Annotated in this window: 13 protein-coding genes; 4 read left to right on the plus strand and 9 right to left on the minus strand. The window is 72.5% G+C overall.

Going from position 1 to position 18,726, the window contains the following annotated elements:
* Together WME95_RS16665 and WME95_RS16670 are read right to left on the minus strand one after the other, a co-directional pair.
* Complete coding sequence (locus tag WME95_RS16665) at positions 1-1,575, minus strand: hypothetical protein (RefSeq protein ID WP_437909350.1); 1,575 nt, start codon at positions 1,573-1,575, stop codon at positions 1-3.
* 280 nt (positions 1,576-1,855) lie between these two features.
* Entirely contained in the window at positions 1,856-2,539 is a 684-nt protein-coding gene (locus WME95_RS16670; protein ID WP_437909352.1) for a hypothetical protein, read from the minus strand.
* Between the two features lie 672 nt (positions 2,540-3,211).
* Between WME95_RS16670 and grxD the strand changes: the two genes are divergently transcribed.
* A complete protein-coding gene (grxD, locus tag WME95_RS16675; protein ID WP_437552835.1) occupies positions 3,212-3,526 on the plus strand; it encodes a Grx4 family monothiol glutaredoxin in 315 nt (104 codons plus the stop codon).
* Here grxD and WME95_RS16680 read toward each other — a convergent pair.
* Together WME95_RS16680 and WME95_RS16685 are read right to left on the minus strand one after the other, a co-directional pair.
* The gene (locus tag WME95_RS16680; protein WP_437552836.1) at positions 3,523-4,284 is read right to left on the minus strand and encodes a uracil-DNA glycosylase; all 762 of its coding nucleotides are present in this window, start codon (positions 4,282-4,284) and stop codon (positions 3,523-3,525) included. The two genes, grxD and WME95_RS16680, sit on opposite strands and share 4 nt — an antisense overlap.
* Entirely contained in the window at positions 4,281-5,531 is a 1,251-nt protein-coding gene (locus tag WME95_RS16685) for an esterase/lipase family protein (protein WP_437909355.1), read from the minus strand. The genes WME95_RS16680 and WME95_RS16685 overlap by 4 nt, the downstream gene beginning before the upstream one ends.
* Positions 5,532-5,612: 81 nt before the next feature.
* Here WME95_RS16685 and WME95_RS16690 point away from each other — a divergent pair, with 81 nt between their 5' ends.
* Positions 5,613-6,875, plus strand: a complete 1,263-nt coding sequence (locus tag WME95_RS16690) for a hypothetical protein (RefSeq protein WP_437909357.1) — start codon at positions 5,613-5,615, stop codon at positions 6,873-6,875.
* A gap of 4 nt (positions 6,876-6,879) precedes the next feature.
* Here the strand turns inward: WME95_RS16690 and WME95_RS16695 are convergent, their stop codons facing one another.
* The 5 genes from WME95_RS16695 to WME95_RS16715 all read right to left on the minus strand — a co-directional run bounded on the left by WME95_RS16695 (position 6,880) and on the right by WME95_RS16715 (position 14,183).
* Positions 6,880-7,482 carry an adenine phosphoribosyltransferase gene (locus WME95_RS16695; protein ID WP_437909359.1) on the minus strand — a complete coding sequence of 201 codons (603 nt, stop codon included), beginning with the start codon at positions 7,480-7,482 and terminating at the stop codon, positions 6,880-6,882.
* 41 nt (positions 7,483-7,523) lie between these two features.
* Positions 7,524-8,300, minus strand: a complete 777-nt coding sequence (gene surE / locus WME95_RS16700; RefSeq protein ID WP_437552840.1) for a 5'/3'-nucleotidase SurE — start codon at positions 8,298-8,300, stop codon at positions 7,524-7,526.
* A gap of 24 nt (positions 8,301-8,324) precedes the next feature.
* Positions 8,325-9,938, minus strand: a complete 1,614-nt coding sequence (locus tag WME95_RS16705; protein ID WP_437909361.1) for an aldehyde dehydrogenase family protein — start codon at positions 9,936-9,938, stop codon at positions 8,325-8,327.
* Positions 9,939-10,038: 100 nt separating this feature from the next.
* Entirely contained in the window at positions 10,039-12,264 is a 2,226-nt protein-coding gene (locus WME95_RS16710) for a hypothetical protein (RefSeq protein WP_437909363.1), read from the minus strand.
* 98 nt (positions 12,265-12,362) lie between these two features.
* Positions 12,363-14,183, minus strand: coding sequence for a c-type cytochrome (locus tag WME95_RS16715; RefSeq protein ID WP_437909365.1), 1,821 nt, complete (start codon positions 14,181-14,183; stop codon positions 12,363-12,365).
* 438 nt (positions 14,184-14,621) lie between these two features.
* Between WME95_RS16715 and WME95_RS16720 the strand changes: the two genes are divergently transcribed.
* Complete coding sequence (locus WME95_RS16720) at positions 14,622-16,250, plus strand: TolC family protein (protein ID WP_437552844.1); 1,629 nt, start codon at positions 14,622-14,624, stop codon at positions 16,248-16,250.
* Positions 16,251-16,423: 173 nt separating this feature from the next.
* A complete protein-coding gene (locus WME95_RS16725) occupies positions 16,424-18,640 on the plus strand; it encodes a sodium-translocating pyrophosphatase (protein WP_437909367.1) in 2,217 nt (738 codons plus the stop codon).
* Positions 18,641-18,726: the final 86 nt, after the last annotated feature.

An 18,726-nucleotide genomic window follows, 5' to 3' on the forward strand; every position in this document is an offset into this window, starting at 1 on the left:
CTAGTGGGTGATGGCCTCCGGCGAAACCGCGTTCACCCGTCCCTCGACGCCGACCTCCTCGCCTCCTCCGTCGCGGATGGTCCCGAGCCAGTCAGCCGTCCATGCGATCGGCGCGGCGGAGCTGTCGAGCTGCGCAGGGCCTGAAGCGTTCACGACGATCTCGCCGATCCTCCCGGCTGTCTCCGATGCCTCGGTTCCAGCACGCCACAGGAGCGTGAGCCCGTCAGCGCACAGCATCGCCATGCAGTCGCTCGTGCAGTCGGAGTAGCCGCCGAGCAGCTCGCCGAGCGCCTGGCACTCTGCGGCAGCGGCGAGCGCCGCGGGGACGGACTCCGCGGCCGTCTCCGCTGCGACCCCGAGCCCCGTCAGCCCGCCGATGGTTCGGGTTGGCGACCACGTCAGCGTCCCCGCGAGCCGGAGCACGTCGCCGGGATCCGCCGTCCACGACATGAAATGTGCCGGTGGTACGCCCGCGTTGTCAGAGGTCACGCTGCCGAGCCAGCTCGCCTCGAAGAGCGCGCGTCCCTGCATGTCTGCCACGCCGCTCAGCTGGCCGTCGAGCGCGAGCGGCGTCCCCGCGAGCCCGGTACGCGCCCATCCACGACACCTGTCGCGCAGGGGGATCGGGAGCGCGGCGAGGTGCGCCTGTGCTGCGGCGTCCCAGTCACGCTCGACCCGCTGCGCGGCGAGCGCGCGCGCCTGGTCCGGCGGCGCCGTGCGCTGCATGGCGTCGAGCAGGGACGCGGCTTCCGCGCCGGCAGGCAAGAAGGCGTCGAGCAGCTGCTCGGTCGCTGCTTCGAGCATCGCGCTCAGGCCCTCCGCCGTCACGAGGGTCAGCTTCGTGTCGAGGCGCGCCGCCGCCATATCGATCGGCAGGTCCTTGATCGGGACGCGGACGTCGCGCGCGGAGCCGGCCTGCAGCTCTCGTTCGCCCACGCAACCCCACATGATCCGACCGCTGTGCAGGGCGACGGTAAGGCTCGGCCCTACAGGCGCGCCCTTGACGACCACCGGTTCGTCCGGACCGCCGTGCGCCACGAGCGCGCCCACGGGTGCTTCGGGCGCAGCGGCTGCGATCTCCTCGCAGGTGGCCTCCGCGACGACGCTCGCCGTCCAGTCCTTCGCGACGCGCGTCCCCTCGTAGACCGGGATGACGCGGAGCGTACCGAAGCCCTCCGCGCTCACCGAAACACCGAGCTCCGCGGACGGCCCGCCCTTTGTCGCGGCGCGGAGCCGAAACGTGCTTCCCAGGGTCGACGCGTGGAGCTGAACCGAGGCCCTGCCATTTTCGTCCGCGACGGCCGTGGTGCGGTCGACCCATGCACCGGCAGCTTCGCCGAGGAGGGTGAAGCTCACCTCGTAGGGCGCCGGTGGTTGTCCCGTGACCCAGACCGTGCGCAGCTCCCCTGGCACGAGCTGGAGCGTGCCTTCCTCCTCGAACGCCAGGACCGTGGGTTGAGCGGTGTCCCCGGGCATGTCGCGGCCGCCCGTCGACTCATCGGCCATACGAAAAGAGCAGGACGCCAGTCCGACGATGGCGATCCAGGGAGCCGAGTACTTCAAAGGCAAGCTCACTCTTGGAGTGTACCTTGCATCTCCCCCAGCGAACAGTGGAGGGGCAAACGTACGACGGCATTCCGGGTGAGCCCTGCCCGTCGGCCACCGACGCTGCCGAGCAGAGCTTGGGGTGAGTAGGGTCGCACAATCGTGCCGTCGCGAGCTGTGCCGCGAGGCGGTGGTGCCGGGGCTGCGTGGCGGCAGCGGACGACCGCAGGGCAGCGGACGTCCCTGGGCGCGACCGGCGGCGCCGCGCCTCGATACCTGAGGCAGACGGCGCCAGCCTGCAGGGGCGCGACTACTTCACGTAGATCTGGGCGACGGCGAGGCCGCTGCCCTTGACGGTCATGATGGCCTTCGCGGGGCCGCCCACGGGGAGCGGATTCTTGAAGCAAGAGCCTTTGCCACCGAGCGTGGCGTTCGGTCCCGTGGTGTTGTCCTGGGAGAGCACCACGGGCGGCAGCATCGGCGCGGGCTGCGCGACGATCTGCAGGTTGAGCTCCTGGACGCCGAGGCCCACGCCGATCACCGAGTAACACTTGCCCGGCTGGATATTGAACGGCTGCTCGAGCGTCTGGCCGTCCTGGAACTGCCCGGCGAACGCGCCGCCCTCCGGCTGCATGCCCTGGACCTCGGAGGCCGCCATGGCGGTGAGGATCGGGGTCGCTGCGCTGACCGCGGCCGGCGCGATCGGGGTCGCCTGGCCGGTGCTCGTGCCCGTTGCGGTCGGCGTCGTCGGCGCCGGGGTGGGGGTCGTGTTGGCCGGCGGCGGGTACTGGCCCGGCTGGGTGGGTTGGCCGTACTGGCCCGGCTGGGTGGGCTGACCGTACTGTCCGGGCGGGTATTGTCCGGGGGGGTACTGGTTTGACGCCCCGTACTGGTTCTGCATCTGCGACGGGTTGTTCGGCTCCGGGTCGCTGCCGCCGCAGGCGAGGGGCGCGAGGCCGAGCAGGGCCGCTGGGATGAGGACGTGCAAGCGCATACGAGGCTCCTTCAGGGTTGTGCGGGTGAGGCCGCGAGAATGGGACGCTCGCCGCACCCGCGGCGGCTCACCGCCGCTGGTCACGGTCGGTAAGACGGCCGAGGTGGGGGCGTGTTCTACAACGACTTGGCTGCGCGAGGCCAGACGCTGCGGTGCAGATGGCACGAGGCGCGTCCAGCGAGCGGAAAGCGGCGTCGCCGCGGCCTGGGCACACAGGTCCTGGAGCACGTTGTCGACCAGCGTTCGACGTTTCCGTGTTCGCGGGCGGGCGCGCGCGGTGTCGAGCGCCCCCCGTGTCCCCACACGGCCGCGGCCGTCGAGCCCCCCGATGGATGCGCTGAGCCTGGCCGGCGCCGCCTACCGCCCCCCATTCCTCGCGAAGACGCACCAAGCCGTCGGCGCACCCGCCGGAGGAACCACGGGTCCCTGCGCCCTCCATGGGACCCCTGCGGCGCTCCAGCCCAGTTGACGCGGGCGGAGGGCGACACCAGAAACCCCGTTCACAACCGCGCGCGGGGCGGGGCGGTCACGTGGTCCGCTTGGCGAGCCCAGCGCGGTCCCGTCGCGAGCCCGGCCGGCACGCCACGGCGTGCGGCCCGGCAGTCACGCGCCGCTTCTGTGTAGATTGAACAATGGGCGATCCCGCTCGCGGCGGGAGATCAGGAACGAGCCATGAGCGACATCCACCAGGCGATCAAGGATACCGTCGAGAGCAACCGCGTCGTCCTCTTCATGAAGGGCACCAAGACCTTCCCGCAATGCGGGTTCTCGGCGCGGGCCGTCGACATCCTGAAAAAGTGCGGCGTGGACTTCAAGGACGTCAACGTGCTGTCCGATCCCTCGCTGCGCCAAGGGATCAAGGACTTCTCACAGTGGCCGACGATCCCGCAGGTCTACGTGGACGGGAAGTTCATCGGCGGCTCCGACATCCTGACGGAGATGTTCCAGTCGGGCGATCTGCAGAAGCTCCTGTCGAAGCAGGACTAACGTCCGGATCGCTCGGGGGAGCGAAGCCCCGCCGCGCTGACGGCGCGGCGCAGGACCTCGTCGAACATGTCGCCGGTGAGCCGCCCCGTCTGGGTGTTCTGCTGGCTGACGTGGTAGCTGCCGAAGAGCAGCGCCGCCCCGGCGCCGCCGCGCGGATCGGGGATCGCCGCCTCCACGCCGTGCGCGAACGGCGGGAGGCGCGGGTGAGCTTCCGCGCGATCCCCCGCGGACGCGCCGCGCGAGCGGGCGAGCGCGCCGACGGCGTCATAGCCGATCTTGCCGAGCGCGAGGTAGACGCGCGCCCGATGCAGCGCCGCGAGCTCTCGGTCGATCCACCCGCGGCACGCCGCGAGCTCGGCGATTGTGGGCTTGTTGTCCGGGGGAGCGCAGCGGCAGGGGGCGGTGATGAACACGCCCCGGAGCGAGAGCCCATCGTCGCGCGAGGTGCTCGTCGGCTGCGAGGCGAGCCCCGCTCGATAGAGCGCCGCGTAGAGGAAGTCACCCGATCGATCGCCCGTGAACATGCGGCCGGTGCGGTTCCCGCCGTGCGCCGCCGGGGCGAGCCCGACGATCACGAGCGGCGCGTCCGGATCGCCGAAGCCCGGCACAGGGCGGCCCCAGTAGGTCTGGTCCCGGTAAGCGCGCCGCTTCTCTCGCGCGACGTCCTCGCGCCACGCCACGAGCCGCGGGCAGCGCCGGCACTCGACGAGCTCCGCCGTGATCAGATCGAGCGCGCGCGCCGCGCCGCCGCGGCTCACGCGGCGGGCTCGCCGCCCGAGCTCGTCGATGCGCTGCTCTGCCCCACGTCCACGCCGCGCTCCGATGCGCGCGCCTCCGCGAGCGGGCGCGGCGGCGCCGCCGGGTGCTCCGTCAGGCCGCTCTGCTCGCCGGCCACCATCCCGGTCACGATGCGGTCGAGCACCGCGTCGAAGCGCAGGCGATTGAAGCGGGCTCCGCTCGCCAGCCAGTCGATGTGCCCGCCCTTGCCCGGAAAATGGCCGACGATGTCCAGGTGGTCGGCCTTGCCGGCCCAGATGAGCTCCCCCCAGACCTGCGAGGCCAGCGGGACCACGCCGTCGTTGGCGTCCGGCGGCGGCAGCTCCCCGAGCACGCGCGCGAGCTTCTGCTCGATCGAGCCGTCATGGGAGCGGCAAGGGTAGTGCTCGTTCAGGCGGGCGGTGATGTTCGACAGCGCGGTGAAGATGGCAGCCGACATCGCTCCCCACGGCGACCGGAGCGCCGATACCCAGTCGCGGACGGCGTTGCGTGGCGCGTACGTCGCGACGCTCTGGTACCGCAAGCCCGCGCGGTCCTCGAGTCCGGCGTGGAGCAGATCCATCGCCTCGGGCATGAGCTGGACGATGGCGCCCTGGTCGTCGCGCAAGAGCTTCAGCCAGGCGCGCAGCTCGCGGCTCGATGCGTCGTCGAGCACGCGGATGAAGCTCTCGACCGCGCGATCGATGAGCTCGACCTCGAAGAAGCCGAGCTGCGCCCGGCCGAAGGCGGCGACCAGCGCCGACGCGGCGGCGAGCGGCGGCGCGCCGAGCTTGAGGCCGGCCACCGTCAGCGCGGTGACGGCGTAGAGCAGGCGCTGGCCGCTCACCGTGGCGAAGAAGGCGGCGAGCGGGGTGCCGAAATGGGGCGTGTTGATGGTGGTGACGGACCGCAGCCGGCTCGTCCAGCCGAGCCGGCGGTGAGCGTTCCCGGGGAGCCGTGACGTGGGCGAAGCGACGAGGCGAGCGTCCAGGCCTCCGGTCGAGTGGCCCACGATGTGGATGGGGCCGTCGTCGTCCCCGGCGCTCTCGTCCACGAGGCGGGCGAGCTTCGCCGCTCGGCGGAGGATGGAGGCCGTCGGGTGGACCTCGCAGACGTGGATCTCGACGATCCGGCCGCGATCGCGGAACCGCTCCTCGATCGCGCGGATGAAATGCTCGAAATACTCGAGGGAGGCGAGGGTCGCGAAGCCGAACATGCCCGGCGACAGGTAGACGCGCGTCTTCTGCACGCGCGGGAATGTGCCATGTCCGCCGGCCCTCCGCGGCATTTCCGTCGCCGCCCGCGCCTGCGACCGTGACAGCCGGGCGGCGTGAAGAAGCGGCGGCATGCCGGCGGCGAATCCGGCTACCCTGCGATCGTGGACGACCCCAGCGCGCGGGAGATCGAGGCGGCTGTACAGGAGGCCCTTGGCCTGTTTGGAACATCGGGCTCGGTGAGCGTGCAGGGGCGCCAGATCGCGCTGCGCGGGCGCGGTGCGCCCGTTGCCATCGATCTGGAGCAGCTGGTCGAGCAGTGGCCGCTTCTGCCACAAGAGCTGCGCACGCGTAAGGCGTCCGACATCGCGCGGCGGCTCGCTCAGGCGCACCGCGCGGTGAGCTCGCTCGCGCCGCCTGCGCCGGTCGCCCGGGTCCGGCCAGCGCGGCACCTCGTGATCCCCGTCGGCGCGCTCGCGCTGGTCGTCGTCGTCGCGCTCTTCGCGTCGCGCATGCTCCGATCGCGGGAGGCCCCGGCCGCCTCGCCGACAGAGCCGGAGACGACGTCTGGCGAGGATGCGGCGCGGAACGCGCGCACCTGCGAGGCCGCCCGCAAGCGGATCTACGCCGGCGCTTCCATGGGGCCCTTCGAGCTCGCGGGCTGGGTCGCCGAGCTCTGGCTGGCGATGCCTCGCGGCGCAGCTGCTGCGGAGGTCGCCTCCGGCGCCGGGGAGCCACCAGCTCTGACCGCCGAGTCCGTGGGGCTCGGCGCGCTCATCGCGCAGGGCAAGCTGACGTCGGGCGCCGACGCCGAGCTCGCCGCGATCACCGACGGGGTCGTGGAGATCGTCCCCGGGTTCGATGCGGAGGAGGCAAGGCGCTCTCCGTCGTGGCGCGCGATCACCGCGCGTTTCTCCGGCGGATACGCGCGGGCATACTTCGATCCCGCGCACCGGGCGCGCTTCGTCGCGCTCGGCGATCGCATGGCCGACGCGGCCGACGCGGCGCTGGGCGCCCTGTACGCACGCTGCGCGCACCTGCCCTACCACGACGCCGGCGCCTGGTTCCGCGGCTCGGATCCGGCCGCGGCGGCGACGGCGCTCGTCTATGCGTCCGGCCTCTTCGCCGAGATGTCGGCGGTCGATCGAGGGGCGCTCACCGCGCTGCCAGGGGTGGGGCCGATCGACGCCTTGCGCGGCGCAGGCGCCTCGCTCGATGCCGCGAGCCTGGGCAAGCTGGTGGGGGCGCACGGCGGGGGCATCACCAAGGGCGGGACAGGCGCGGTCGTCATCACGTTCCCCGTCGGCGGGCCGACCCGGGCGACGACCGCGAGCCGCACCGTCGCGCGCAAGCTGCAGGTCGGCGTGGGCCAGGAGTGAACGCTCACTCGCCCGCGGCGAAGTGCACGATCGAGAAGACCCGCGCCGCGTCGCCGGCGCGCTCCGATAGGAGCGCACGACCGCCGAGGAAATCGAGCTCGACGACGAAGGCGAAGCCGGCGACCTCGCCGCCCTGCTTGCGCGCGAGCTCGGCCGCGGCCGCGGCCGTGCCGCCGGTCGCGAGCAGGTCGTCCACGATGAGGACCCTGGCCCCCGGCCTGATCGAGCCCTTGTGCATCTCGAGCTCTGCCTTGCCGTATTCGAGCGCGTACGCCACGCGATCGGTCGCGGCCGGGAGCTTGCCTGGCTTGCGCACGGGCACGAAGCTGGCGTTGAGCCGGGCCGACAGCGCGCCGCCGAAGATGAAGCCCCGGGACTCGGCGCCGACCACGACGTCGACGTGCTCGCCCACGAAGCGCTGGGCCAGGAGATCCAGCGTGATGTGGAGCGCCCGCGGATCCGCGAGGAGCGGCGTGATGTCCTTGAAGAGGATCCCGGGCTTCGGAAAATCCGGGACGTTCCGGAGGTGCGCCTTCAGATAACGGAGCGCGTGCTCGGAGGGCAGGGCGTCGTGGTTGAACATGACGCCGAGCGTAGGCGAGCGCATTCGAGCCGGAAAGCGCTCCACGCGTCGCGACGCGAGCTACGTCAGGTGACCTGGCCGTCGTTGAGCTCGGCGGCGAGGAGGCCTGCGATGCCCTCGTGCTGCGCGGCGAAGAGGTCGAGGGTCAGCGGCGTGACGCTGACGGCCCCTGCGTCGTAGGCCTCGGTGTCCGAGCCGGGGACGAGGTCGTGGCGCACGCCCGCGCCGCCGATCCAGAGGTACTCGTGCCCGCGCGGATCCCGGCGGAAGATCACCTCTTCGGTGTACAGGCGCGCGCCCATGCGCGTGGCCCGCACGGGCCAGCTGCTGCCCGCGGGGATGTTGACGTTGAGCAGCGGCGCTGGCCGGCGGCCCTCCTTCCCGGCGGCGCGGTGGAGGGCGAGGGCGAGCTTGACGCCGAGCGCCGCTGCGGCAGGGAGCGACGCGCCTGCATCGGCGGAGAGCGCGATCGAGGGGACGCCGCGGAGCGCTCCTTCGCGCGCGGCGGCCACGGTGCCCGAGTAGAAGATGTCGGCGCCCAGGTTGAGCCCGTGGTTCATGCCCGACACGACCAGATCGGGGCGCCGCGGCAGCACGCGCGTGCCGGCGTGAAGGGCGACGTAGATGCAGTCGGCGGGCGTCCCGTCGACCGCGAACACGCCGGGCGCAGCCTCCAGCAGCCGGAGGACGCGGTGCAGGCTCAGCGAGTGGCTCGTCGCGCTCTGGTTGACCGCGGGGGCGCACACCACCACGTCGGCGTGGCGGGCGAGCTCGTCCCGCACCGCGGTCAGACCCGGGGCTGAGTAGCCGTCATCGTTGGAAAGGAGGATCAGAGGGCGCATGCGTTCGCTCGATGGGTCTCTGGATCAGCGACCGAGCATGCGCCTCGCGAGCGCGGCGACGAGCTCGACGAGGGCGCTGACGCGGCCGAACCATCCGGCTCCACCGCGCGCCCGCGCCATCGCGAAGGCGACCGTCCGGAGCGCGGGCGTATAAGGGTACCACCACAGCTCGCTCTTCGCCCTGCTGCGGTCCTCGAGCAAGAAGCGCGGCCGCGTGAGCTCCGCGAGCGCGTGTGGGCTGCTCGTGACGCCGTAGCCGCTGTCTCCCGCCCCCGTCCACGGCGCGGCCGGGAGCGCGCCCGTGAAGCCGTGGTTGTTGATCGTCACCACGCCGGAGCGCAGCCGCCGCGCGAGCGCGTGGGCCCGCTCATAGCCGCGGGTCCAGAGGCTTGTCGTGAGCGCGAAGCGGGACGCGTTGGTGCGCGCGATCGCCTCCTCGGCGTCCTTCACCACGAGGATGGGAAGCACGGGGCCGAAGGTCTCCTCCCGGAGCAGCGGCGTGTCCTCGCGCTCCACCCTGAGGACCGTCGGTGGGAAGGCGAGCGAGCCCTCTTCCGGCGCGCCGCCGGCGAGGATCTCTGCCCCGCCCTCGACGGCCGCCTCGAGCTGATGCCTTACGATCTCCGCCTGCCGCGCCGTCGTCATCACGCCGACGTCGATGCCGGCCCGGAGCTGCCCCGTGAGCGCGACGACGCGCGCGACGAAGCGGTCCGCGATCGCCTGCTCGACGTAGACGCGCTCGATGGAGGCGCAGTTCTGTCCGGCGTTCGTGAAGGCGCCCCAGAGGACGCCGCGCGCGGCGCGCTCCAGATCGCAGTCGCCGAGGACGATGGCGCTGTCCTTCCCGCCGAGCTCCAGGGACGTCGGGATGAGGCGCTCGGCGCACGCGACGGCGATCTTCTTGCCGGTCGCGACGCTGCCCGTGAAGACGACGAGATCGACGCCGGCCCCGGCGAGCGCGGCGCCGACGTCGCCGCCGCCCTGCGCGACGGCGAGGACGCCGTCCGGGAGCAGCCCGTCGAACAGCGACGCGACGAGCGCGCCGGAGCGCGGCGTGACCTCGCTCGGCTTGAGGACGACGGCGTTGCCCGCGAGCAGCGCCGGCACGATCGTGCGCAGCGGGATCGCGACAGGGTAGTTCCAGGGCGTGATGAGCGCGACGACGCCGCGCGGATCCCTCTGGATGCGCCCGACCTTGCCGGGGTAGGCGAGCGGATCGAGCGCGACGGTGGAGTCGTCGAGGAGCTCCTCGATGGACCGGGTCCAGTAGTCGATGAGATCCGCGTTCGGGAGCACTTCGGCGAGCGCGGCCTCCTCGATCGGCTTGCCGCACTCGCGGTGCACGAGCGTCGCGATCTCCTCGGCCCGCGCGAGCAGGCGCTTCTTGACGCGCGCGATGAGCTCCGCGCGCTCCCTGATCGGGACCTCCGCCCAGGCGATCTGCGCCGCCCGCGCTCTGGCGACGATCGTCGCGAGGTCGCTGAGCTCTGTCTCCGCCACGTCGTCGAGGGGCGCTCCCCCTGCCGGGCTGCGCAGCGGGAAGGGACCGGAGCTCGCTGCCCTGACGGACGCCGACGACGCCGCGTCGCCAGCTGCGGCGCCGGCCTCGTGGGGAAGGGGAGTCGTCTCGGAATCCATCGGGCGCGGAGCCTAGCACCGCGCTCCTGCCCCTCTGCATGGGGCATGTGGCGACCCCGAGGGAGCAGGCCCCGACCGGACCGGCCGGGGGCGCGGGTTTCTACGGAGCGGGATCAGGTGCGGGCGCGGTCTCTTCAGCGGGCGCGGGCGCAGCGCCCTCACCGTCCGGGGTGGCGGTGCCGGCGGGGCTGCCTTTCCGCTTCGTGGGCCGGTCGGGCGTGGGGCTCGCCGCGGAGGGCGTGATCGACAAGATCGTTTGCTTGCGGCAACCGACGATGACCGCCTGGCCGGCGGAGAGCCACGCGGGGTCCGACGTCTTCTCCGTCGTCAGCTTGCCGAGCCGCACGTAACGCGTCCCGCAAGGCACGTCGAGCGTCTCTCCGGTGCTTCCGGCGAGCGAGCCGTTCACATACACCGACGCGCGCTCCGGCGAATTGACCATCAGGTGGCCCCGGCCCGGCGGCAGATCCTCGGCCTTGCCTGCGGCCGGCGCAGCGCTCGCCTCGGGGGCAGCGCTCGCCTCGGGGGCAGCGCTCGCTTCGGGCGCAGCGCTCGCTGCCGGCGTCGCGGTCTCGGCCGCGGACGGTGCAGCGGGCGCCGTCTCGGTGGGCGCGGCGGTGGGCGTCGGCTCGGTGGTCGGCGGCTGCGCTGTCGCGCCCTGGGTCGCTCCCGCAGACGTGTCGGGGGCGACGTTGGGGAGGGGCGCGGGCTCGGAGTCAGACATGCTGAGCCGGTACGCGACCGCTGCGCCGCCCACGAGGAGCGCCACGGCGGCGATCACGATGCCCACGCGGGAGCGCGGTCGCGGCGGCGGTCGCACGGTGATGCCGGCGTCCGCGGCCGGCCGCGTCGTGACGTGGTCGGAAGGCTTCACGTCCTTGTCGGCCGGGAGGGGCGGGTCCTTGGTGATGACCTTCGGGAGAAGGTCGCGGTCGGCCGCCTTCGGCCTGGACCTGCGATCCGCTTCGTCGCTCGCGTCCCTGGACAGCGCTCCGGGCGACGCATCGCCGGTCTCTTCCGCGACCGAGCGCGCGATAGCCTGAGCTTCGGACCGCGCGGAACGGACCGCCGTCTCCTCGTCTTCGAGGCCCTCGGGGCGAGAACGAATGACGGTGGGCTCGTCCTCGAGCATGCCGCGGATCACGGTCGGCTCGTCGTCGACCATCTCGCGGCTGAACTCTCGCTCGGTGGAAGGCTCCCCCATCGCGCGCCGCGTGGCGGCGGCGATCGGATCCGGCGCCTTGGGGGTGACCGGCTCACCAGAAGAGGACGGCCCACGGGCAGTGACCACCTCGAGCGTGGAGGCGTCGTCCGCGGCGGCCGACGCGGCCGTGGCGTGTACCTCCGCGCGGTCGGGCAGGGATCTGCGCTCCGCGCGCGCCTCGGCATCCGGCGCCGCCCTGCGCTCGGCCGGGAGCTTCAGCGCTGCAGCGGGCCTCTGGCCGGGTTCCGGCTCGTCGGGGAGGAGCCCTGCGAACGAGAGCTCGCTGTCGCTCTCCACCACCTTCGGCCGCGCAGCGACGTCCTCGTGGGGGAAGAACGGCTTCGTCTCTGCGCGCGGGCTGGAGCCCCGGGCCGGGGGCACCGCCGCGCCTGCAGCGGGCGCGTCCTTGCCCAGGGCAGCTGACCTGGCCGCAGGCGCGGTGACCTTGGCCGCCGTCCTGGCTGCCTCTCTCGGCTTCAGCTCGGCCGCCTCCGCGGGAGGACGGAAGGTCTCCTGAGCACCGGCGGGGGAGCCGGCGTCAGCCCGCGGGAAATCGATCGAAGCGGCGGGCCTGGCGGCCGGCTTCCCGGGGGAGCTGGGAGGCGGCGCAGGGGTGCGCGCCTGCGTCGCCGCGGCCGGCTTGACGGCCGCGGCCTTGACCCCGCTCGCTGCGGGCGTGGCCGCCGCGGGCGTCTTCACCGGGGGCTGTTGCGGCGTCTTCGCCGGAGATTGCTGCGGTGCCTTCGCGGCCGCTGCGGGCTGCTTCGCGGCGCTGGCCGCCGCGCTCTGCGAGGCCTGCGCGGCCGCCGGGCTGAAGGCGTCGATGCCACCGACGTCGTCCAGGGCGGGCTCGAGGGAGCGCGGCGCAGACGGTCCGCCCGCGGCGATCGCGCTCGCGGCCGGCCGTGCTTCGTTCGCCGGCGACGTTTCCGTCGAGCTGAACCTGGGGTCGGGCGAGGCCGCGCCCGCCGTGTCGTTGGCGATGGCGCCGGGCGCCTCGCCGCGATGCGGGACGAGCTCGGCGGAGGCCGCGAGCTGCGCCCGGGTGCGGGGCGCAGCGGCGTTCCGCTGCACCCGGTGGAGGAGCGCTTCGAGGGTGGCGACTTTTTCGGCGACGTTCACGCCGCGCCAGCATATCGCGGCTCGGCGCTCGTTACATCATTCGCGGTGAAGGGGCGCGATCGGGCGGGCTCACCGGCGGAAAATCCCGCCGGGAGGGGTCAGAGGGTCTCGAGGTAGGCGACCAGATCGTCGATCTGGGCGTCCGAGAGCTGGGACGTCTTGCCGTGCCGGTCGCCGCCGCCGCAGGCGGGGTTGGTGAACCGGTCCTTCAGCGTCGGCGCGCATCCGTCGTGCATGAACGGCGCGCGCGCGCCGATGCGGACCAGCGACGGCACCTGGAAGGGCTTGCCCGTGCCGACGTCGAATGAGTCGTTGGTCGTGAGCTGAGCGCCCGCGTGGCAGCTCGCGCAGTCGACGGCCTTGTCGTGGAAGAGGGCCTCGCCGCGCGCGACGGCCTCTGCGTCGGGCGCCGACGACGCCGGCGGAGCGGGGAGGCTGTCGATCCACCGGGCGAAGACCTTCACCCGGCGCGGTCCCTGGTGCATGCCGCCCATGCGCCGCTCGAAGACCTCGTCCATGATGGCCTCGATACCCGACATATCGCCGTCCCAGTGGAACGGGGCCGTGTTGAGGATCCCGCCGCTGACGAACTGGGTGCGCCGCGCTCCGATGGGGTTGAAGTGCCAGGTATGGCTGTCGTCGCCTCCCTCCGGATGGCATGACGCGCACGCCATCGGGCCGGCAGCGTTCCGGTGGAACATCTCGTGGCCGGTGTCCCTCCGGCTCTCCCCGGGGAGCGTGATGACCTTGGCGACGCGGGTGCCGGCGGTGTTGGGAGCCCCGAGGACCTGGATGCCCGCCGGCTCGCGGGTCTGCACCACCACGGAGCCGCCGGCGAACGCGACGGCCGTGGGCTCGCCTTCCACGACCACGCGCTGCTCCGCCTCGACGCAGGTTCCTTCGAAGGCATCAGCCGTCAGGTTCAAGTTCGCGCGGCTGGTCATGAGGATCTCGCTCCTGCCTGCCGCGACGACCGCATACGAGAGACCGTCATCGGACACCGCGACATCGACCGGCAGGGTCGCGGAGGGGAGGGCAGCGGCCAGGTTCGGCTGGCCGTCGGAGTCGGGCGTGCCGACCTCCGAGACCGTGGTGTGGACGACGCTCCCATCGCATCCGCCGGAGCTGTAGCCCCCCTCCACGATCTCGACGGGCGCGATCAAGGCGCGCTGGTGGACCATCGCGACACCGCCTGTCGGCAGCTTGATCGTTCGCCAGGCGACGGTCGGCGCGAACTCCTGCCCGAACAGGTTGAACTTCGGGAGCTTCTTTTGCTCCATGACGATGCCGTCCGCCCCGATGGTGAGCAGCTCGGCAGACCGGAACTTGCTGACCAGGAGCCGGTCCCCGTCCACGATCACGTCGCGCAGATCGCGATCGAGCTTCAGGCGGCGCGTCGCCGCTCCGGGACCGGCCGGGAGCGTGACGAGCTCGCCGCCGAGGCACGCGACATGGAGCGCGTCGGTCTGCGCATCGTAGGCGACCCCCCGCGGGGCCGGGCACACGTCGCGACGGTCGACGATCGTCCCGCTCTCCGCGTCGACGGTCACGATCGCGCCGCCGCGGCGGAGCGCGACGTGGAAGCGACCCGCGTTGTCCTCGACGACCCTGCCCGGCTCGTCGCCCTTCTGCAGGGCGATCTCCGCGGTCAGCTGCTGCGCCTGGAGATCGACGATCCAGACCCGGTCGCGATCCGGATCCGCGGCCACCGCCCGGAGGGCGCTCTTGCTCACGGCGAGCGTTCCGCCGCTGATGGCGGGCGGCGGCTCCGCCGCGACCGCGACGCTCCCCGGATCGCCGATGTCGGGGGTGTCGTCCTCACCGAGCTCCCACGGAGCGCAGGCGGCAAAGGGTGATGCGATGACAAGGATGGCGAGGAACGGGGAGAAGCTGCGGCGCGACGCAAGCAGTCTATGCATGAGGGCCTCCGGTCCGCCGCCAAGCAAGATGGCGGCCACTTCATTCGATGTTCTTCCATCCGATCGCGCGCGGCAATACGTGTTGCCGAGGAGAGAGCGACGTATTCCTGCCGTCCACAACGCGCGTGAGCGGGGTTGGGGGGCGCGTCCGGCGAGAGTCCCGTGATGCGCATCGGTGACGCCGTCCCTGCTGTCGTGGCCCATTGCGGCACGGCATGACGAGCGCACCAGACCATCGGGCCCGGCGTGGCCCCGGACGGTGTGTGGCGCGGTCTGCGTAGGACGTGGGCCTTGGGGCGCAAGCATCCCGTGGGCCGAGAGCGCGGGCTGCCCGGTCACCTTCGCCGGACCGCGAGGCGAGCCATCGCCGAGACGCGATGCGTGGGATCGCCTGTGACTTGACGGGTGCTCTCGCCGCCCATAAGTGACCGACCGGTCATGAAAAGCACCGCACCCTCGTCTCGACGCAGCATCTCGCTGGCTTCGACGCTCGCCGGGCTGCTCGCCCTCGGGCTCATCGCCTCACCGGCCGCGGGGCAGCCGGCCGCTCCCCGACCGGCGGCTCCGCAGCCGGTCACCCCGCCGCCCGCCCCGGCGCCTCCTGCCGCGGGCCAACCGCAGCCCCCGGGCGCTCCTGTCGCTGCGGCCCAGCCGGCGGCGCCGAAGGCCGATCCGCTCGCCACGGCGCTTGCGCCGCAGCCGGGAGGGCTGACGCCGGACGACGTCGCGAAGGCTGCGCTGCGGACGCGCGCGTCGCTCCGCGCCAAGCAGGCCGATCTCCGCGCGGCGGCTGCGAAGGTCGACCAGGCGATGGTCAATTTCTTTCCGCGGGTGACCCTGACAGCGACGTACACGCGTCTGTCTGAGGTCGAGAGCGCAGGGCTCGGGGGCGTGGTCGGCGCGCAGAACACGGGTCTGATCCAGGTCGGTCCGTGTCCGCCTGGCGTGCAAGGGCAGTGTGTCGTCGACAGCGGCGGTCAGCCGGTGGGGGCAGCCTCGCTGTCCTTTCCGGCGCCCCTCAACAGCATTTCGCTCGCGGCGAATCTCGCCGTCCCCATCTCGGACTACGTGTTCCGCATCTCCCAGGGATATGCGGCTGCGTCCCACGCGGAGAGCGCGAAGAAGCTCGAGCTCCAGGCGGAGACCCTTCAGGCCGCGGCCGACGCGAAGGTCGCCTTCTTCAACTGGGTCCGCGTGAGGGGGCAGGTCGTCGTCGCAGGTGAGGCGGTGTCTCAGGCGAAGGCGCACGTCGAGGACGCGCGCCGCACCTTCGAGGTGGGTCTGCTCTCGCGCGCAGACGTGCTCCGGCTCGAGGCTCAGGTGGCCGGCGCGGAGCAGGTGCTCAACGAGGCGCAAGCCGCGCTCCTTGTCGCGGATGACCAGATCCGGATCGCGCTCGGCGCCGCACAGGACAGGCCGCTCACGCTGGGGATCGACGTGATGGGCAGCGCGCCCGCGAAGCCGCCCGCCGAGGCGCTCCCGGCGCTGGTCCAGGAGGCGCTCCAGAAGCGCCTCGAGATCCGCGCGCTCGACGAGACGCAGTACTCGCTCGAGAAGGCCGAGGCGGTCACGAGGGCCGGCTACTTTCCGCGCGTGGATGGGTTCGCCGATCTCACCTACGCGAACCCCAACCAGCGTGTCTTCCCGACGCAGGACAAGTTCGCTCTGACATGGTCCGCCGGCGTCCGCGCCACGTGGGTCGTCAACGACATCTTCACCACCGCGGGCGCGTCCGCCGAGGCGAACGCCCGCACCACGCAGATCGCGGAGCAGAAGGCCGCGCTGCGCGACGCCCTCCGCCTCGAGGTGGCCTCGGCGTATTCCGAGCTGAGCAAGACCGCGAGCAGCATCGAGTCAGCGGAGCGCCAGCTCGCGGCGGCCGCGGAGTCGATGCGCGTCCGATCCGAGCTGTTCCGGGCAGGGCGGGCCACGAGCGTCGACGTGGTCGACGCCGAGGGCGAGGTGACGCGCGCGCGGCTCCAGCAGCTCAACGCGCGTGTCGGCGCGCTCGTCGCCAAGACCCGGCTGGACCACGTGGTCGGACGCGACGTGAAGGACCTGAAATGACCTCGCCGCGCGCGTCTTCTTCGCTTGCGCGGCCCTCCTGGCCGGAGTAGGGAAGGCGTGCGCCGCTGCACCGCGGGTTCCTGCGGCGCCGTTGTCGACACCACGGCAACCACCCGCATCATCCCTCACCGGCCGAGGCAGCGCGTCCACGGTGCGCGCCCGGTCCGCCCGTCATGACGGAGCTTGCGCTCATCCTCAGCGGCGGCCTGCTCGGGCTCGCCTTTGCGGCTTACCTCGCTCGCTGGGTCGTCGCACGCCCCGCGGTCGAGCCCGAGATGCAGCGCGTCGCCGCGATCATCCAGGGGGTCGCGGAGGCGTACTTTCGCCGCCAGAGCGGCGTGATCGGCGCGGTCTCCGCGATGCTCGGAGGCGCCATCTTCCTCGCTTACGGCCTCCTCCGGCGCGCCGGGGAGAACAACCCGGTGCCAGCGCTGGAGCTCGGTGTCTGGTTGACGCTCTCGTTCGCGGTCGGGGCGGCCAGCGCGGTCGCGACCGGCCGCGTCGCCGCCTGGATCGCGCCCCGCACCAGCGTACGCGCCGCGAGCGGCGCCCGCCGCTCGCTCGATCTCGCCCTGCAGATCGCCCTCCGCGGCGGCGCCGTGTCGGGGCTCTTCGTCGCGAGCATGAGCCTGCTCGGCCTCGGCGGCCTGTTCGCCGCGGTCCTCGCGTTCCGTGGCGGCTTCGGCGCCGAGCCGGCCGAGGCGCTCGCGCTCGCCCCGACCATCCCCTGGGTCATCGCCGGTTACCCGCTCGGCGCCTCCTTCGCCGCCCTGATGGCGCAGCTCGGCGGCGGCACCTTCTCCAAGGCGGCCGACCTCGGCGCGGACCTCGCCGGCGCCGAGGTCGGGCTCGACGAGGACGACCTCCAGAACCCGGCCACGATCGTCGACCTGGCGGGTGATACGGTCGGCGACTGCGCCGGGCGCGCGGCCGGCGTCTTCGCCTCCACCGTCGCCGAGAACGCGGGCGCCATGGTGGTCGGCGCGATGCTCTTCCGCAACAACGCCGGGCTCCCGAGCGCCCTCGCCGTCGTGCTCTTCCCGCTCGTCAGCCGCGCGTTCGGCCTCATCGCGACGCTCTTCGGCGTGATGGTCGTCAAGACCGACGACCGCGAGGACGCCTTCAACGCCCTCGTGCGGGGGCTCTACGTCACGGCCACCCTCCACGCCGTCGGCATCGCCGGGGCCGCCAAGTGGCTGCTCGGCGCCCACTGGGTCATCTTCTTCGCCTGCGGCGTGATCGGCATCGTCACCGGTATCGGCGTGCTGCACGTCACGCAGTACTACACCGAGCAGCGGCACCGCCCGGTGCGCGAGCTCGCCGAGGCGGCCCGCAGCGGCTCCGCGATGGCGGTCTTGCGCGGGCTCGCCATCGGCCTCGAGAGCTCGGTGCTCCCGCTCCTGGTCGTCGTCGGCGCCACCTTCGGCTCCTACCTGCTCGGCGCCCGCTCCGGGCTCGCCGGGGGGGGCCTGTTCGGCACCGCGGTCGCGACGATGGGGATGCTGGGCACCGCGGGGTACGTCCTCGCCATGGATGCGTTCGGCCCCATCGTGGACAACGCGGGCGGCATCGTCGCCGTGACCGTCGCCCGCGAGCGGCCGGACGTGCGTGGCCGCACCCTCGTGCTCGATGCCGTCGGCAACACGACCAAGGCGCTCACGAAGGCGTACACGGCGGGCGTGGCCGCGCTCGCCTCGCTGCTGCTCGTCGCCGGCTACCTCGATGAGTCCCGGCGCCGCGCGTTGGCGTCGAGCGCGCCGATCCGCGGCGAGACGACCGCGATGGTCCTGCGCCTCGACCGGCCCGAGGTCTATCTCGGCGCCCTGGTCGGGATCCTCCTTGTCTTCTGGCTGGCCGGCCGCTGCATTCGCAACGTCCTCCAGGCTGGCCGACGCGTCCTCGACGAGGTGAGGCGCCAGGCCCGCGCCCGCCCGCCGGGCTTCGTCGGCGACCACGAGCCCTGCGTCGAGATGGTCTCTCGGGCCGCGCTGCGCCATATGATCGCGCCAGCCCTCGTCTCCGCGGTGGTGCCCGTCGTCGTGGGACTTGCCTTGCGCTTTGCAAGGACGGAAGATAATCCTCTGGTCGCGGCCGATTCAGTCGCGGCCTTGATCATGGCCGGGACGGTCGCAGGCGTCCTCGGGTCGCTCTTCTTGGGGAATACCGGGGCGATCTGGGACAATGCGAGGCAGTACATCGCGACCGGCGCGCACGGTGGGCGCTACCTTGTCGACGAGACGGGGGCGCGGGCGGACAACCCCACCTATGGTGCCGCCGTCGTTGGCGACACGATCGGCGATCCGCTCAAGGACGTGGCCGGCCCCGCGATCCACGTGCTCATCAAGATGCTACCCGCCGTGATCATCGTGTTCTTGCCGTTCTTCATCTGATGACGGTTCTTCACCCAGCGGGATTTGCCAAGAGATCCCGTTCACCCGACCCATCCCGGCGAATCACCGCCGCACCCGTATCCCGA

Origin of the sequence: Sorangium sp. So ce327 (assembly GCF_051530205.1) — a bacterium.
Lineage (GTDB): Bacteria > Myxococcota_A > Polyangia > Polyangiales > Polyangiaceae > Sorangium > Sorangium cellulosum_B.

Coding starts and splice junctions, on each gene's coding strand:
- WME95_RS16670 (WP_437909352.1), bottom strand. CDS start 2,539: ATGCGCTTGCACGTCCTCATCCCAGCGGCCCTGCTCGGCCTCGCGCCC.
- WME95_RS16715 (WP_437909365.1), bottom strand. CDS start 14,183: ATGCATAGACTGCTTGCGTCGCGCCGCAGCTTCTCCCCGTTCCTCGCC.
- WME95_RS16720 (WP_437552844.1), top strand. CDS start 14,622: ATGAAAAGCACCGCACCCTCGTCTCGACGCAGCATCTCGCTGGCTTCG.
- surE (WP_437552840.1), bottom strand. CDS start 8,300: ATGCGCCCTCTGATCCTCCTTTCCAACGATGACGGCTACTCAGCCCCG.
- WME95_RS16705 (WP_437909361.1), bottom strand. CDS start 9,938: ATGGATTCCGAGACGACTCCCCTTCCCCACGAGGCCGGCGCCGCAGCT.
- WME95_RS16725 (WP_437909367.1), top strand. CDS start 16,424: ATGACGGAGCTTGCGCTCATCCTCAGCGGCGGCCTGCTCGGGCTCGCC.
- grxD (WP_437552835.1), top strand. CDS start 3,212: ATGAGCGACATCCACCAGGCGATCAAGGATACCGTCGAGAGCAACCGC.
- WME95_RS16695 (WP_437909359.1), bottom strand. CDS start 7,482: ATGCGCTCGCCTACGCTCGGCGTCATGTTCAACCACGACGCCCTGCCC.